General features: G+C 61.8%; 13 protein-coding genes. 1 reads left to right on the forward strand and 12 read right to left on the reverse strand.

From position 1 onward, the window contains the following. Positions 1–241: 241 nt before the first annotated feature. The 11 genes from BFQ00_RS11090 to iolC form a co-directional block, all read right to left on the reverse strand. The gene (locus BFQ00_RS11090) at positions 242–1,264 is read right to left on the reverse strand and encodes an ABC transporter permease (protein WP_024076018.1); all 1,023 of its coding nucleotides are present in this window, start codon (positions 1,262–1,264) and stop codon (positions 242–244) included. Between the two features lie 25 nt (positions 1,265–1,289). Then, a complete protein-coding gene (locus BFQ00_RS11095; RefSeq protein ID WP_065933547.1) occupies positions 1,290–2,843 on the reverse strand; it encodes a sugar ABC transporter ATP-binding protein in 1,554 nt (517 codons plus the stop codon). Positions 2,844–2,908: 65 nt separating this feature from the next. Beyond that, positions 2,909–3,844: a sugar ABC transporter substrate-binding protein gene (locus BFQ00_RS11100; RefSeq protein ID WP_065933548.1), complete on the reverse strand. Its 936-nt coding sequence runs from the start codon at positions 3,842–3,844 to the stop codon at positions 2,909–2,911. A gap of 48 nt (positions 3,845–3,892) precedes the next feature. After that, positions 3,893–4,069, reverse strand: coding sequence for a hypothetical protein (locus BFQ00_RS29630; protein WP_163001556.1), 177 nt, complete (start codon positions 4,067–4,069; stop codon positions 3,893–3,895). Positions 4,070–4,197: 128 nt separating this feature from the next. Further along, positions 4,198–5,226: a Gfo/Idh/MocA family protein gene (locus tag BFQ00_RS11105; RefSeq protein WP_065885223.1), complete on the reverse strand. Its 1,029-nt coding sequence runs from the start codon at positions 5,224–5,226 to the stop codon at positions 4,198–4,200. Between the two features lie 535 nt (positions 5,227–5,761). Further along, positions 5,762–6,772: a Gfo/Idh/MocA family protein gene (locus BFQ00_RS11110; protein ID WP_065885222.1), complete on the reverse strand. Its 1,011-nt coding sequence runs from the start codon at positions 6,770–6,772 to the stop codon at positions 5,762–5,764. A 19-nt stretch (positions 6,773–6,791) separates the two neighbouring features. After that, positions 6,792–8,723: a 3D-(3,5/4)-trihydroxycyclohexane-1,2-dione acylhydrolase (decyclizing) gene (gene iolD / locus BFQ00_RS11115; RefSeq protein WP_065933549.1), complete on the reverse strand. Its 1,932-nt coding sequence runs from the start codon at positions 8,721–8,723 to the stop codon at positions 6,792–6,794. Between the two features lie 10 nt (positions 8,724–8,733). Beyond that, positions 8,734–9,549 carry a TIM barrel protein gene (locus BFQ00_RS11120; RefSeq protein WP_065933550.1) on the reverse strand — a complete coding sequence of 272 codons (816 nt, stop codon included), beginning with the start codon at positions 9,547–9,549 and terminating at the stop codon, positions 8,734–8,736. 27 nt (positions 9,550–9,576) lie between these two features. Then, on the reverse strand, positions 9,577–10,365 hold the full coding sequence (iolB, locus tag BFQ00_RS11125; protein ID WP_065933551.1) for a 5-deoxy-glucuronate isomerase: 789 nt from the start codon (positions 10,363–10,365) through the stop codon (positions 9,577–9,579). Positions 10,366–10,367: 2 nt separating this feature from the next. Beyond that, positions 10,368–11,255: a myo-inosose-2 dehydratase gene (iolE, locus tag BFQ00_RS11130; protein WP_065885218.1), complete on the reverse strand. Its 888-nt coding sequence runs from the start codon at positions 11,253–11,255 to the stop codon at positions 10,368–10,370. Between the two features lie 165 nt (positions 11,256–11,420). After that, positions 11,421–13,358 carry a bifunctional 5-dehydro-2-deoxygluconokinase/5-dehydro-2-deoxyphosphogluconate aldolase gene (iolC, locus tag BFQ00_RS11135; protein WP_065933552.1) on the reverse strand — a complete coding sequence of 646 codons (1,938 nt, stop codon included), beginning with the start codon at positions 13,356–13,358 and terminating at the stop codon, positions 11,421–11,423. A 285-nt stretch (positions 13,359–13,643) separates the two neighbouring features. On the opposite strand from iolC, the gene BFQ00_RS11140 reads away from it, so the two are divergent. After that, on the forward strand, positions 13,644–14,552 hold the full coding sequence (locus BFQ00_RS11140) for a MurR/RpiR family transcriptional regulator (protein ID WP_065885216.1): 909 nt from the start codon (positions 13,644–13,646) through the stop codon (positions 14,550–14,552). Between the two features lie 225 nt (positions 14,553–14,777). On the opposite strand, the gene BFQ00_RS11145 is transcribed toward BFQ00_RS11140, so the two are convergent. Continuing rightward, a complete protein-coding gene (locus BFQ00_RS11145; RefSeq protein WP_065892997.1) occupies positions 14,778–15,683 on the reverse strand; it encodes a hypothetical protein in 906 nt (301 codons plus the stop codon). Positions 15,684–15,913 lie beyond the last annotated feature (230 nt).

Consider the following 15,913-nt stretch of genomic DNA (forward strand, 5'->3'; position numbering starts at 1 on the left):
GGCCATCCATGGCCCAGTGCGGCTAACCCGGCGTCCTGCCGGGTTGCCCACGGATTCAAGCCTGCGTTCGGCCAGCGTGGTTTAACGGGGCGCTTGAGATCAAAAGCAGATCAAGATCAGGATCAAGAGCGACTCGCTTCGCATCGTGGTTACGGTTGGGCGCCACAGAGTTGTGTAGATACCTATGGTTATCGGGGCAAGCCCCCTCCCACATTTGAACGATGTTGTCCTCGAGGTAGGCTCAGCGCTTGAGCTTGCGCTTGTTGCGGTACTGGTCGATCACTACCGCCACCACGATGATCAGGCCCTTGATGATGTCCTGGATATACGCATCCACCCCGACGAAGGTAAAGCCGCTGGCCATGACGCCGAGGATCAGCGCGCCGATCACGGTGCCGGTGATGCGCCCTACCCCGCCCGCCAGGCTGGTGCCGCCGATCACTGCCGCCGCGATAGCGTCCAGCTCGTAGGACATGCCCATGCCCGCCTGGCCGGTTGCCGCGCGGGCCGAAGCCACCACGCCGGCCAGGCCTGCGAGCAAACCCGCGATGCTGTAGACGATGATCAGGTGACGCTTGACGTTGATCCCCGAGGTGCGCGCCGCCTGCATGTTGCCGCCGATGGCGTAGGTGTATTTGCCGTACTTGGTGTAACGCAGGGCGATATGGAAAATCACCGCCACCACCAGAAAGATGATCACCGGCATCGCGCCATGGCCGATGGCCGTGTACGAGTCCGAGAGCATGCTCACCGGCTGGCCTTCGGTGTAGTAACGCGCCAGGCCACGGGCCGAGACCATCATGCCCAGGGTCGCAATGAACGGCGGGATACCGGTGACCGCGATAATACTGCCGTTGATTGCCCCCGCCAGCAGGCCCACACCCAGGCCCATCGCCACCGGAATCCACACCGGCAAGTCGGTCAGGGACGGAAACACCGCCCGGGAAAAATCGGAAGTCTGCGCCAAACTGGCGGCGATCATCGCAGACAAGGCCAGCACCGAGCCGGACGACAGGTCGATACCGGTGGTGATGATCACCTGGGTCACGCCGATGGCCAGCAAGCCGATGATCGACACCTGCAGGATCATCAGCACCAGGCGCTGGGAGTTCATCAAAAAGCTCTGGTCGCGCACGATCCAGCCAAACAATTCGAACACCAGGCCGATGCCGATCAGCACCAGGAAGATGCTCAATTCGGTGGGCAGGCGTCGACGGTGCTTGACCGGTGCCGTGGCCGGCTTGTTATCTGTTATTGCATTCATAACCCATCACCTTCTTATTCTGGAGTCAGTGGACCACGGTCATACCGGAGGCCAAGTGCATGACTTTTTCCTGGGTGGCATCCGCGCGATCCAGGGTGCCCATCAGTTCGCCTTCGTGCATCACCATCACCCGGTCGCTCATGCCGAGCACTTCGGGCAGTTCCGAGGAAATCATGATCACCGCCATGCCTTCGCTGGCGAGAAAGGCGATCAGGCGATAGATCTCGGCCTTGGCGCCCACGTCGATACCCCGGGTCGGTTCATCGAGGATCAGCAGGCGCGGGTTGGTCATCAGCCAGCGCGCCAACAGCGCCTTCTGCTGGTTACCGCCGGACAGGGTGTCGATGCACTGTTCCAGCGAAGGGGTTTTCACCCGCAGCTTCTTGCACATGTCTTCGCACAAGGCGCGCAAGGCCTTTTGCTGGATGAAACCGTTGCCCGAATAGTGCGGCAGCACCGCCATTTCCATGTTTTCCAGCACCGACAGGCACGGGAACAGGCCGCTGAGCTTGCGGTCCTCGGTCAACAGCGCGAAGCCCTTCTCGATGGCCATGTGCGGGTCGCTGATGCGCACCGGCTTGCCGTCCAGGGTGATCTGCCCGCTGCTGCTGGGGGTGATGCCGAAAATAGTTTCCGCGACGTTGGTGCGGCCCGAGCCCATCAATCCTGCGATGCCGAGAATTTCACCGGCGTGCAGGTCAAAGGACACGTCCTTGAATACGCCGTCCAGACTCAGGTCACGCACCGACAGCAGCAAGTCGCCAATCGGCGTCTCGCGCACCGGGAACAACTGGCTCAGCTCACGGCCGACCATCATCGAGATCAGGCTGTCGCTGTTCATGCTGTCGGCGCGTTGCAGGCCGATGTATTGGCCGTCACGAAACACCGCCACTTCATCGGCGATGGCGAACACTTCGTTCATTTTATGTGTGATGTAGACGATGCCTTTGCCCTGGGACTTGAGGTCGGCAATGATCGAAAACAGGTGGGCGACTTCCTTTTCGGTAATCGCCGACGTCGGCTCATCCATGATCAGGATATCGGAGTCATAGGACACGGCCTTGGCGATCTCGACCATCTGCCGTTCGGCGATGCTCAGGTTGCCCACCTGTTCTTCGGGGTCGAGGTTGATGCGCAGGCGCGCCAGCAGCTCGGCGGTGCAGCGGTGCATTTCGCGGTGGTTGACCATGTGCAGGCTGTTGAGCTGCTCGCGGCCGATCCAGATATTCTCGGCAATGCTCATGTGCGGCATCAGGTTGAGTTCCTGGTGGATCATCGCAATCCCGGCCTTTTGCGCCGCCAGCGGCGTCTCGAAGGTGACCGGCTTGCCCCGCAGGCGGATTTCGCCGGCATCGGGCTGATAGATGCCGGCGATGATTTTCATCAGCGTCGACTTGCCCGCACCGTTCTCGCCCATCAGCGCCAGCACCGTGCCGGGGCGCACGCGCAGCTGCACATCGTCCAGGGCCACGACGCCGGGAAAGCCTTTGCTGATGTTGAGAATTTCCAGCAGGTAGGGTTCGTCCTGCGCCAGCGGCTGGATACCCGGCGGCGGCGCGACAGTGGCGTGAGCGAGCATAGGGAGATACTCCATCTGCAGGGCGGCCGTGACCGCCCTGCCGGCTTAGGGGTGTGAGTTCAGGGCTACTTGAAGTCTTTGACGTTGTCCGGGGTGATGAGCTTGAACGGGATCACCACGTTCTGCTCCACCGGCTCGTGCCTGGCCATCTTGCGCGCCGCCTCTACCGAGCCGACGGCCTGGCCCTTGGCGTCCTGGAACGCCGAGGCCGCCATGTCGCCCTTGGTGATTGCGTTGAGACCGTCCGGCGTGCCATCGACCCCGGCGATCAACACCGTGCCGGGTTTGGTGCCTGCCGACTTCAGCGCCATGGACGCGCCGATCGCCATCTCGTCGTTGTTGGCCAGCACGGCGTTGAACTCGCGGCCCTGGGTCAGCCAGTCATTGACCAGGGTCATGCCCTTGTCGCGCAGCCAGATACCGGTCTGTTCCTGCTCGATCTTGATGTCCGGGTACTTGGCCAGCACTTCCTTCACGCCCTTGGTGCGGTTGGTGGTGGAGTTGTTCGCCAGGTCGCCCAGCAGGATCACGATCTTGCCCTTGCCGCCGAGTTTTTCGGCGATGTACTGCATCTGCAGCTTGCCCGCTTCGACGTCATCGGAGGTCACGGCGACCACGTCCTTGGGCAAGTCTTTCTGGTCGGGACGGCGGTTGACGAACACCAATGGGATTTTCGCGGCGGTGGCGGCCTTGATGATGTTCGCCGTGGAGGCGGTGTCCACCGGGTTGACGATGATGGCGTCGACTTTCTGGCTGATAAAGTTCTCGACCTGGCTCAGTTGCTTGACCACATCGGCGCGGGCGTCTTCGAACTGCAGTTGCACGCCGTCGCCCTTGGGATAGGACTTGGCCTGCTTGTCCATGTCTTCGCGCAGGTAGGTCAGGAAGGTGTCATCGAAGGCGGACATGCTCACGCCCACCTTGATGTCAGCGGCCACGGCAACGCCGCTGGCGAGCAGTATCGACAGGGCCAGCGCGGTAAAACGGATCGGGGTCTTCATGAACGGTCTGTCTCCACTTTCTTGTTGGTTTTATGGACGTTGCGTTTATCAGCGTTCGGCAGGCACGCGGACCACCGGTGCGCCGGGAATGCAGCAGACCAGCGCGCCCTGGTTTTCGACGCACAGCACATTGAGGAAGGAGAAGTAGAACGGCCGGGCGCGAGGCAATGCGCGTGGCGTGTGGGCAGGGCGTAAAACTCGCAGTACAGCGTTGAAGATTTTCATCTGACGGTACCTGGTTGTTTTTGATCTTGTTTTTGTTGAGTCGTCGGGGTCGAGCCCAAGACGTACTTTATGCAACCTGGAAAAGACTTTATTGGAAAATAATTTCCATATCAACCTGTTTTAGAATTTTATTCTATTTTTGTCGAAACCACCTGCTGGCGCTCGGCGCTGAGGCGCGCAGCGTCCAATATACGGGTGGTTTCCAGCGCGTCACAGGCATTTACCGGCAGCGGCCCCTGACCCTGCACGGCACGTTGCAACTGTCGGTAGAACTGCGGCCAGCAGCCCTTTTCCGAGGGCACCCGTTCCCGCTCCGACCCTTGTTCGAACCAGCCCCAGCGTCGATGCTCTTCCGCGCCCCAATGCTCGCCTTCGGTTTTCGGTGATTTGCCGGCCATCAGCGCATCTTCCTGGCCGTCCAGCCCTTCAACGGTGTAGCAGCCCAGCGTGCCACTGACACGAAATCGCGGCGCCTGGCTGTTTTGCAAGGCACTGCCCCACAGGTGCGAAATCACGCCGTTGGCATGGGTCAGCGCCACGAAAAAGCCGTGATCGAGGCTGGGATGCTCGGGCGTGAAGTGCAGTTGCGCAAATACCCGGTCCACCGGGCCGAACAGTTGCAGGGCCTGGTCCACCAGATGGCTGCCGAGGTCGCGCAACCAGCCGCCGCCGCTGGCATTGCCCACCGCCTGGGGGCTGTAGCGTTCGACGCGGGATTCAAAACGGCTGATCTGACCCAGCGCACCGGCGTCGATGAGTTTGCGCAGGGTCAGGTAATCCGAGTCCCAGCGCCGGTTCTGGTAGACGCTGAGCAACGTGCCCTGGCGTTCAGCGGCGGTGATCAAGGCCTGGGCCTGCTCGGCGTTGGCGGCGAAGGGCTTGTCGCTGACCACCGCCACGCCATGCTCGATGGCTTCGAGCACCAGGGCCGGACGGCCTTTGAGGGTGGTGGAGATGACGAGGGCGTCGACGCCGGCTTCGACAATCTGGCCGAGGGTGTCGAAGGCTGGCAGGCCAGGGTGGTCGTTTGCCAGTTGCCGGCGGCGCTCGGGGGATCGTGTGACGACGCCGACAAAGGTCGCGCCTGGCAACGTCGCAATCAGCGGCGCATGAAAGAAGCGCCCTCCGTGGCCGTAGCCGACTAGTCCGATTCGCATGATTTATTCCTTCTTTGAAGTGCAAACCCAATCAAATGTGGGAGGGGCGGTGCGACGATTCGACTTGCCCCCGATGGCGACCTCGGGGCCGGCCGGGATGTTGGATTGGAACGAGTACATATCCGTTTCTGCGGTCACGGCTGCTAATGGTTCCGCTTTTACAGCGGCTCACTTTTGAAAAGCGCAAAAGTAAGCAAAACGCTCTTGCCCCACCACTCGGCACCTCGCCTAGGCTCGGTGTGCCCTCTCTCCGGCTTGAATCCGTGGGCCGCCGCAATGGGCCATCCATGGCCCAGTGCGGCTAACCCGGCGTCCTGCCGGGTTACCCACGGATTCAAGCCTGCGTTCGGCCAGCGTGGTTTGACGGGGCGCCTGAGATCAACAGCAGATCAAGATCAAGAGCGACTCGCTTCGCATCGTGGTTTGTAGGTACCTATGCCATGATGGCAGTGTGCCAGTAACCATTCTTGTCACTGATCCACCGCTATCGGGGGCAAGCCCCCTCCCACATTTTTAACCGCGTTTCTCCAGTGGCTCAGCCATAGAAATGTGGACGATCCGGCAGGCTCACCGGCACAATCTGTCCACTGCCCTGCGCTTCGATACAGGCATCCGCCGCCACTGCCGCCGCATAGCCGTCCCAGGCCGACGGCCCGCCCACTTGACCGGCGCGCACGCTGTCGATGAATGCCTGCAATTCCACGTCATAGGCGCCGATAAACCGGTCCTTCCAATCCATCAGAATCGCGTTCGACAATTTCGCTCCACTGCGCATCTGTACCTGTGAAGGCTCCGGCAATTTGGCGATGCCGCTCTCCCCCACCACTTCGCATTGAATGTCGTAGCCGTATTGGCAGTTGACGAACACTTCCACGTCGATACGCGTGCCTTTGACGGTCTCCAGCAGGACGATCTGCGGGTCGCGCAGGTGGGCCAGGGCTTTGCTGGTCTTGCGCGGGAACACCACCTGCACGGAGGCGTAGTCGTCGTTGAGCAGCCAACGCAGTACATCCAGTTCGTGGATCAGGGTGTCGGTAATCGCCATGTCGGTCTTGTAGTTCTCGCCCACCGTCGGGTTGCGATGGGCGCAGTGCAGCATCAGCGGCTCGCCGATCTGGCCGCTGTCGATCACCGCTTTCAAGGCGCGGTAGCCTTCGTCGTAGGGGCGCATGAAACCGACCTGCACCAGGCGCTTGCCGTGCGCCACTTCGGCCTCGACGATGCGGCGGCAGCCTTCGGCGGTCACCGCCAGGGGTTTCTCGCAGAACACCGGTTTACCGGCGGCGATGGCGGCAAGCACAAATTCTTCGTGACTCGGCCCCCACGACGTCACCAGCACGGCTTGCACCTGCGGCGAGTTGATCAACGCGTGGCCGTCCGGGTACACCTCGGCGTCCAGCTTCAAATCGGCTACCACCCTGGCGGCCTGTTCAAGGTTGATATCGGTGACCGCCACCACCTGGCTGTTGAGCAGGGTCTGGCTGCAACGACGAATATGGTCACGGCCGATGGCACCGGTACCGATCACTCCAAGCTTCAACGACATACATGCACTCCTCTTGTTATTAGTACTGCCGGGCCTTGGCCAGTTGTTCATTGAGTTTTTTTGCGGCGGCGTTGGTGCGTTCGCTGGTGGACACCTGCGCCACCCCCACCCGCCACCACGACAGGTAGCCGTGGACCATGGTCTTGGGCAGCACCTTGATATCGATCAGGGTCGACACGCTTTGGCTGCGCGCATCGGCCAGCGCCGCTTCAAGCTGTTCCACGCTGCTGACCTTGTAGGTCTTGCAGCCATACGCCGCCGCGCTCATGGCGAAATCCACCGGCACCAGGCCGCCGTCGAGCTTGCCGCTCTCGGGGTTGCGGTAGCGGAACTCGGTGCCGAAGCTGTCCATGCCGTTGCCGATCTGCAGGTTGTTGATGCAACCGAAAGCCATGTTGTCGAGCAGCACCACATTGATCTTGCGGCGCTCCTGGATCGAGGTGGCCAGTTCCGAATGCAGCATCATGTAGGAGCCATCGCCGACCAGCGCGTACACCTCTTTGCCCGGTTCGGCCAGCTTGACGCCGAGGGCGGCGTTGATCTCGTAGCCCATGCACGAATAGCCGTATTCGACGTGGTAGGTGTTCACGCCCTTGCTGCGCCAGGCGCGCTGCAGATCGCCGGGCAGGCTGCCGGCGGCGGCGACAATGATGGCGTCGTCGGCCAGGGTCTGGTTGAGCACGCCGAGTACGCGACTCTGGGTCAGGCAGGAGCCGGTCAGTTCGATAAATTCGCGCAGGACCGCGCGGTCCAGGTGGTCATCGACTTCGGGGACGAAATCATCGCCCTGGTATTCAATCTGATGCACCCGGTCCACTTCGGCGTCCAGTTGCGCCCTGGCGTCGCGCACCTGCTCGCCCCAACCGGCGCGGTAGTCGCCCAGGGCATCGGCCAGGGCTTGCAGGGCGACCCTGGCATCGCCCAGCACTTGCACGCCGTCGAGCTTCAACGCATCGCACGGGCTGATATTGAGGTTGAGAAACGTCACCTCGGCCTGTTTGAACAGTGATTTGGACGAGGTGGTGAAGTCGGTATAACGGGTGCCGATGCCGATGATCAGGTCCGCCTCGGGCGCCAGCAGGTTGGCCGCCAGGCAACCGGTCTCGCCAATACCGCCGACGTTCAGCGGGTGACTGGACACCACCGCGCTCTTGCCCGCCTGAGTTTCGGCGAAGGGGATATCGAAGCGCTCGGCAAAGGCTTGCAGCGCAGCATTCGCGCCGGAGTACTTCACCCCGCCGCCACAGATGATCAGCGGTTTGCGCTTGCCCTTGAAGGCGGCCAATGCATCGTCAAGCATCGCGGTCGTCGGCGGGCGACGCTCGATGCGGTGCACGCGTTTTTGCAGGAAATAATCCGGGTAGTCCCAGGCTTCGGCCTGCACATCCTGGGGCAGCGCCAGGGTGACCGCGCCGGTTTCCGCAGGATCAGTAAGCACGCGCATGGCGTGGATCGCCGCGCTCATCAATTGCTCCGGGCGGTTGATGCGGTCCCAGTATTTGCTGACCGAGCGGAAAGCATCGTTGGTACTGATGCTCAGGTCATGAAACTGCTCGATCTGCTGCAACACCGGATCAGGCTGGCGACTGGCGTAGACATCTCCGGGCAACAGCAGCAACGGAATGCGGTTGGCCGTGGCGGTGGCCGCGGCGGTGAGCATGTTCGCCGCGCCGGGCCCCACCGAGGCGGTGCACGCGTAGATCTTGCGGCGCAGGTGCTGTTTGGCGAAGCCGATGGCGGCGTGGGCCATGCCCTGCTCGTTGCGGCCCTGGTGCACCACCAGGTCACCGCTGTCCTGCTCCAGCGCCTGGCCGAGACCCAGCACATTACCGTGACCGAAAATGGTGAACACGCCGGCGACAAACTTGCTCTGCACGCCATCGACTTCGATGTATTGGTTATCCAGGAACTTCACCAGGGCCTGGGCCATGGTCAGTCGGGTGGTGGTCATGTCGCGCCCCTCAACTTTTTTTCAGGTGGGCAATGCTGGCGCCCAGAGCCTGCTGGATATCCGCCAGTTCATGCACGCTGGTTGCAAACGGCTCGAACGACAGGTAGCCGCTGTAGCCGGTGCTGAGCAAGGTGTCGATCTGCGCCGCATTGCCGAGGATGTCGCCCTCGCCCACCAGTACGCGGTGGCCGTCACGGATCGCGTTGAGCGGCGCTTCGGCATCTTCCACGCCGGAGATATGCACCAGGCCGGTGAGTTCGGGGAAGAACTCATGCTCGTTGGCCAGGTGATGATGGAAAGTGTCGTGCACCACACGGAACACATCCAGCCCGCCAATGGCCTTGATCGCGTCAACCGCCACGCGCTTGCGGCGCAGCGCCGATTCTTCGAAGCCCAGGGGTTCGACAAAGCCGAGGATGCCGTACTCGCGCAGAATCGGCGCCAGCTCGCTCAGCGCCGTGCGCAAACCGGCGGCGCGCTGGGCATCGGTGCGCGTGTCGCCCGGCTCGTTGAACGGGCACATCACCAGGCCCTGGGCGCCACATTCACGGGCATAGGTGGCAAGCTCGATTGCCTGGGCCCGGCGTTGATCATTCCACACGTCAAAGGGATACAACGCGTTGATCGACAGCACCGTGATGCCCTGCGCCGCGCACAACTCGCGCACGCGGCTGGCGGGCGTGCCGTATTCGATCTGGCGGTCCTTGAGATCATTGCGGATCTCGATGGCATCGCACTTGAGCGACGCGGCCAGCTGGATGAAATCCGGCAGGGACAGGTTGGGTGCGACCATCCGGTTAAGGGCAAAGCGTAGCGGCGACTTCATTGTTGTTGTTCTCCGTGCAAAACCGTTTCAGAGGTCCAGCAGCCAACTGTGCTGCGGGTCGTTATGGAAATGCCAGGCACGCTTGGGGCCGGCCATGACGTTCAGGTAATACGACTCGTAGCCGTACGGCACGCTGACCGGGTGATAACCCTTGGGCACCACCACCAGGTCGCTGTTTTCCACGGCCATGGCCTGGTCGATACTGCGATCGTCGGTGTACACGCGCTGGAATACGAAGCCCTGGGGCGGATTGACCTGGTGGTAATAGGTCTCTTCCAGAAAGCTCTGGTGCGGCAGGTCATCGGTGTCGTGCTTGTGCGGCGGGTAGCTCGACGAATGCCCGGACGGCGTGCGCACTTCCACCACCAGCAATGAATGCGCCGGCTCGCTGTCGGGCAGGATGTCGCACACGTAGCGGGTGTTGGCGCCTTTGCCGCGCACGCTGCGCTTGCACTGTTGCGGGCGGATCAGGCGCGGTGTGTAACCGCCCGCGCCGGGTGCGGCGCACACCGCGATCTGTACATCACTCAGGGCGGTGACCCGAGCGTCGGTGCCGGGCGGCAGGTAGGCGGCAAACGGGGATTTGTCCTCGAACACCGATTGACGATCCCCCAGGTTCTGCCAGTCGAAGCCTTCGCCCTGGATATTTACCCGGCCGCTGAGCAGCACCAGGCACAGCTCCTGGTCGCCGGTGCTGACTGGCAGCGTCTCTCCCAGGCTCAGGCGATAAGCGCTGAAACCCACATACTCCAGGCGCCCCGCTTCCAGGGCGACCATGGTCTGCCCGCGCTTGTTGCTCTTGACCAGCAAGCTCATGGTTAAGTCCTCTCGTCGAGCAATGCTCGCAACGTGTCGTAGCCTTTTTTCGCGTAGATATAGCTGGGCGCCACGGCCGGGTCCTGCTCGGCCTCGACCACCAGCCAGCCGGTGTAACCAGCGGCCAACAGCTCATCGAGCAAGGGCGCAAAATCGATATCGCCATCGCCGGGCACGGTGAAGGTGCCGTTGACGATGCAGTCGGGAAAGCTCCACATCTGGTTGCGCGCCAGTTGCACCACGGGTTTGCGCACGTCCTTGAAATGCACATGGCAGATGCGCTCGATATGTTTGCGCAGCACCTCAAGGGGCTCGCCGCCGCCCATATAGCAATGGCCCGAGTCGAACAGCAGGCCGACTTCCGGGCCGGTGCGGCGCATCAATTGATCGATATCTTCGGCGGATTCGACGTAGGCGCCCATATGGTGGTGGTAGGCCAGGCGCACGCCCTGGGACAGGGTAAAGCGTGCCAGTTCGGTGAGCTTGTCGGCGTACGCCTGCCACGCCTGCTCGCTGTGAAAGCGTGGGCGTTCGATCAGACGGACGCGTGAGCCCTGGATCGAATCGGCCACTTCGCCATACACCAGCACCGTCGCGCCATTGTGCTTGAGCAACTCGACGTGGCCGGCGATGGCCTCGATTTCCTCGGCCACCGAACGCCGCGCCAGGCGGCTGGAATACCAGCCGGAGACCAGCGCCAGGTCATAGGGGCGCAGCACGTCGGCGACCCCTTTGGCGTCCTTGGGGAATTTGCCGTTGAGTTCAAACCCTTCGTAGCCGATCTCTTTACCTTCGCTCAGCGCGGTACTCAGCGGCGTTTCACCGCCCAGGGCCGGCAGGTCGTCGTTGCTCCAGGAGATCGGGTTGATGCCAATTCGGATTGCGGGCATGGCTGCACCTTTTATTGTTTTCAACTAACACTGAAAATCTGCTTTATGTGGGAGGGGGCTTGCTCCCGATAGCGGCGTGTCAGACAACACTTCTCTAACTGAACTACCGCTATCGGGGGCAAGCCCCCTCCCACATTTGATTGCATTGCACATTTGGAACTGTGATCAGGTTCGGGCGCTGCGCCAGGCGGTAATAAGCTGTTCGAAGGTGGCCTGCACCCGCTGGATCAGGGTCTCATCATCAATCTCCCCCGCCATCCACGCCTTGCTCGGTTCCTGGAAGATCGTGCGACCCACGGCAAACCCTCGGCAGGTGGTGCTCTGGCTGGCCTGCTTGAAGCCGTCGGCGAGAAATTCCGCCGAGGCGTTCAGCCCCAGCAGCACCACACCCCGGCAGTACGGGTCGCGCTCTTCGATCAGTTCGTCGAGTTTTTTCCAGTCCGCGGCCGATTGCGCCTCGATCTTCCACCACGCCGGGTAGATGCCCAGGTTGTACAGGCGCTTGAGGCTGCGGTAGAGCACGTCGGGATAGGTGGAGGGATGATCCTTGGGCGGGATGACTTCCAGCAGCAGTTCATGGCCGCTGACAATGGACGCCTCGTACAGCGCCTTGAGCTGCGCTTCCTGTTCCAGGCGCAGCAGCGGTTCGTCGTCGGGGTGAAATTGCACCAGGCACTTGATGACCTGTTCCGCAGGCCAGGCGATCAGGTTGCTGCCGATCGAGCGGCCGTGTTCGAACGCCAACGGCCGCGAGTTCTGTACCTCCACCGGGCGCGCGATCCACCAGCCACGGCCGCTGGCGGCGTTGAGCGCATCCTGGCCGAAACGCTGGTCGGCCAGCAGGCCCACATCGGCCTCGATGCCCTGCTCGCCCAGCTTGCGCTCCACGCGTTCGATGGCCTGGATAAACAATTGCTTGATCGCACTGATGCGCGCCAGATCCTGGCCGCCGCGTTGGGCCAGGTCGATCAGTTGCCAGCGGTGGTCGAAGGCAAACACGAACAGCTGCTTCCAGGTTTTGCGCGGCACGCTGACGCGGTGCAGGCGTTGCAGGGTCGCGTCCTGGTCAGGCCGGGTGATCGGCACCGGGCTATTGAACAGGTACTCCAATTCCGCAGGTGTCGGCATGGCCGGCGCGCAGGCATGGCGCGACACCACCAGGCCGCCGCAGGCATTGGCCAACTGGCTGCAACGCTCATCCGTGGCGTCGTTGAGCCAACCGCTGAGGAAGCCCGACATGAAGGCATCGCCGGCGCCCAGCACATTGAGCACTTCCACGCGCACGCCGGGGTAGATCGCACCGTCTTCGAGGCGTTCGGGAATAGCGCCGTGAATCACCGTGCAGCCTTGCGGGCCGAGCTTGACCACCAGGGTGGCGGGCGTCAGTGCGCGCACGGTGCGCAAGGCGCCGAGCAGGTCTTCACTGCCGCCGGCGATCAGGAATTCTTCTTCGGTGCCGACGATCAAGTCGAAACGCGGCAGGATCTTCTGCACATGCTGGCTGACGTTCTGGTCGGCAACGAAACGGGTCTCGCCATCGGCCTTGCCGGCCAGGCCCCAGAGTACCGGGCGGTAGTCGATGTCGAGCACGCGCTTGACGTTGTGTCTGGCCGCATAGTCCAGCGCCTGGATACTGGCCTTGTACACGCCGTCGGTGGAGAAATGCGTGCCGGTGATCAGCAGCGCCTTGCTGGAGGCAATAAAGGTTTCGCTGACGTCTTCGGCGCGCAGGGCCATGTCGGCGCAGTTTTCGCGGTAGAACACCAGGGGGAAGGTTTCGCGGTCCTTGAGACCGAGCAGCACCAGGGCGGTGAGGCGTTCCGGGTCGACCTTGATGGCGCTGACGTCGCAGCCTTCACGGGCCAGGGATTCCACCAGGAAGCGGCCCATATGGTCGTCGCCCACCCGGCTGAGCATCGCTGACTTGAGCCCCAGCCGCGCCGTGCCGAAGGCGATATTGGCCGAAGAACCGCCGAGGTATTTGGCAAAGCTGGACACGTCCTCAAGCCGCGCCCCCACTTGCTGCGCATAGAGGTCGACGCCCAGGCGTCCGAGGCAAATCAGATCCAATTGACGCCCACTGGCAAAACGAGTCTGGCCCATGCTGGCTCCTGTTATTTTTATCAGCCTGCGCTGTGCCGCCGTGGCGACGGCAAACGCTCTTTGGTGGGAGCAGACTAGAACGTCCGGCGGCGGCAATCAATATTTATTCCATAATTATTTTTAGTGGAATATTTTTTCCAATAAGCCGACATAATGCGGTGACAGCCTTCGTGCATCGTTTCAGCAGCCCGCGCAGGCCTTGATGCCGAGGTATTTTTTTGTGCCTACCCTGTAGACTTGCGCCACTCATCAGCGCACCAGACGAACACGCCAGAAGGATTGCCCATGTCCCGCACCGATCCCGAGACCCCCCTGGAAGATCCAATCGCCAGCCCTGCGATCAATGCCGAACGCCTGTTGCAGCTGATTACCGAGGAATACGAAAGCCTGCCGCGCCAACTCAAGCGCATCGCCAGCTACATGAGCCAGCAGAGCGACCGAATCATGGTCGACCGCATCAGCGACATCGCCCGCGAATGCGAAGTGCACCCCTCGGCCATCGTGCGGTTTTCCCAGCGTTTCGGCTTCAGCGGGTTCAGTGAGATGCAGGCGTTGTTTCGCGAGGCATATACCCACAAGACCACGCCGGTGCAGAACTACCAGCAGCGCATCCGCAGCATGATCGCCAACAAGTCGCAGAAGGCCAGCGGCGGCGACCTGGCGCGTGAGTGCGTCAACGCCACGTTATCCGGCATCGAACGGCTGGGGCTTGAACTGGACGACGCGGCCTTCGACAAGGCCGTGGACCTGGTGGTGAATGCCGACAATATCTACGTGGTCGGCGTACGCCGCTCATTCGCGGTGGCCGACTACCTGGTGTACAACCTGCAGCACACCAACAAGCGCATTCACCTGGTTTCGGGGCTGGGTGGCAGCTATCGCGAACAGATGCGCAGCGTGCGCGCCAATGACCTGGTGATCGCGATCAGCTTCACGCCCTACGGCAAGGAGACCCAGCACTGCCTGCGTATCGCCCAGCATCACCAGGCCAAGACGTTGATTATCACCGACAGCAACCTGTCGCCCCTGGCCAAGCGGGCGAACGCTGTGCTGTTGGTCAATGAAGGCTCCTCGTTCGCCTTCCGCTCACTGAGCGCCACGCTGTGCCTGTGCCAGGCGTTGTTCATTGCAGTGGCGTATCGGTTGGAGTTGAAGGTGGACGAAATTCACGAGCAAGTGGGATTTGACGACTAAGACTGGTTCACCGCCAACCAAATGTGGGAGGGGGCTTGCCCCCGATAGCAGGGTGTCAGTCGCTGAATCGGCTGACTGACACTCCACTATCGGGGGCAAGCCCCCTCCCACATTGGACCAGAGCCAGGCTCAGGTTTAGTGCATGAAAATGGCAATCAGGATAATCAGCGGAATTGGCACGCCGAGGAACCACAGCAGTAATGAGCGCATCATGTTCTCCTTGATTTAACGAATGTAGTTTTCGGTTTCGACGTACACCACGGCATCCCGGCGGCGACCGCCGAAGGTGGCGGCGAAGCTGGCGAAGAACGCACCGATCAGCAGCGCGACGAAGGTCCACAGCGAGGTGTAGGCCGCGACTTTGGCAGCGGTGTCGGCGGCTTGCTTGGCTTTGACCTTGGCGTCTTCGACAGCTTTACGGGCATCGCCGTAGACCTTGTCGATGCGTGCCTCGGCATCGGCCTGGCTGAGGTTGGTGCGCTGGCTGATCAACTGGGCCAGGTAGGTACGGTCTTCCGGAGCCAGTTGGCCGTCATTGCTCAATGTGCGCGCAAAGATGCGACCGACCACGGCATGGGCGGCGTCATCGCCGACGGCTGCAGGACGGTCGTCGCGGAACAGGCTGTCGACGTAGTAGCCGAAGTCGCCGCTGTGGGCGCCCTTGGCCATGCTGCCGGCGGCCTGAGACATGCCGCTGGCGGCGCCCGATGCAACGCTGGCACCGGCTTTGACGCCGCCGCTGACCACGCTGCTGACCGAACCGACCACCAGCATCGCCGTGATCAGTGTCGCTACCGCCCAGGCCAGGAAGCCGTGTGCGGTGTCACGGAAGTACACCTCATCGCCATGCATATTGGCCCACTTCACGCGCAACCGGCCGGCAATGTAGCCGCCCAGGCCCGACGCAACGATTTGGGTGAATGCCAGCCAGACAATCGTGGAAATGCCAAGCCCCTTGGCGCTCATGCCGCTGTCGGCCCACGGCGACACCGCCGAAAAGCCCAGGCCGAAACCCAGCAGCACCAGGATCAGGGACAGTGCGGCGGCGGCCGCGGCCCCAGCAAAAATCGCCCCCCAGGAAACCCCGGAGAGCGCGCTTGACTCTTGCAGCGTGGATGAGGATGTGATCATTGTTGTTTTGCTCCAGGCATGAAAAATAGTGTTACAAGTCTCAAAAAGGACAGTGCAGGCAGCGTGCCAGCCCAAACGAAAAATAAAATGCTTATATTTCAACAAGTTAACTAAATTGAACTTTTTAAAATCATGCAAGTTGCAAGAATGGCCTGTAGAGAGCGGGCGTTATGCATTCTCCGGTTGAACACCCAATGTGGGAGGGGGCTTGCCCCCGATTGCGGTGTGTC

This window comes from Pseudomonas sp. 28 E 9 (assembly GCF_900004785.1).
Taxonomy (GTDB): Bacteria; Pseudomonadota; Gammaproteobacteria; order Pseudomonadales; family Pseudomonadaceae; genus Aquipseudomonas; species Aquipseudomonas orientalis_A.

Excerpts from the sequence above, each read along its gene's own strand:
- BFQ00_RS11105 (WP_065885223.1), bottom strand. The coding sequence starts at position 5,226 with ATGCGAATCGGACTAGTCGGCTACGGCCACGGAGGGCGCTTCTTTCAT.
- BFQ00_RS11110 (WP_065885222.1), bottom strand. The coding sequence starts at position 6,772 with ATGTCGTTGAAGCTTGGAGTGATCGGTACCGGTGCCATCGGCCGTGAC.
- BFQ00_RS11145 (WP_065892997.1), bottom strand. The coding sequence starts at position 15,683 with ATGATCACATCCTCATCCACGCTGCAAGAGTCAAGCGCGCTCTCCGGG.
- BFQ00_RS11120 (WP_065933550.1), bottom strand. The coding sequence starts at position 9,549 with ATGAAGTCGCCGCTACGCTTTGCCCTTAACCGGATGGTCGCACCCAAC.
- iolC (WP_065933552.1), bottom strand. The coding sequence starts at position 13,358 with ATGGGCCAGACTCGTTTTGCCAGTGGGCGTCAATTGGATCTGATTTGC.
- iolB (WP_065933551.1), bottom strand. The coding sequence starts at position 10,365 with ATGAGCTTGCTGGTCAAGAGCAACAAGCGCGGGCAGACCATGGTCGCC.
- iolE (WP_065885218.1), bottom strand. The coding sequence starts at position 11,255 with ATGCCCGCAATCCGAATTGGCATCAACCCGATCTCCTGGAGCAACGAC.
- BFQ00_RS29630 (WP_163001556.1), bottom strand. The coding sequence starts at position 4,069 with ATGAAAATCTTCAACGCTGTACTGCGAGTTTTACGCCCTGCCCACACG.
- BFQ00_RS11095 (WP_065933547.1), bottom strand. The coding sequence starts at position 2,843 with ATGCTCGCTCACGCCACTGTCGCGCCGCCGCCGGGTATCCAGCCGCTG.
- BFQ00_RS11140 (WP_065885216.1), top strand. The coding sequence starts at position 13,644 with ATGTCCCGCACCGATCCCGAGACCCCCCTGGAAGATCCAATCGCCAGC.
- iolD (WP_065933549.1), bottom strand. The coding sequence starts at position 8,723 with ATGACCACCACCCGACTGACCATGGCCCAGGCCCTGGTGAAGTTCCTG.
- BFQ00_RS11100 (WP_065933548.1), bottom strand. The coding sequence starts at position 3,844 with ATGAAGACCCCGATCCGTTTTACCGCGCTGGCCCTGTCGATACTGCTC.
- BFQ00_RS11090 (WP_024076018.1), bottom strand. The coding sequence starts at position 1,264 with ATGAATGCAATAACAGATAACAAGCCGGCCACGGCACCGGTCAAGCAC.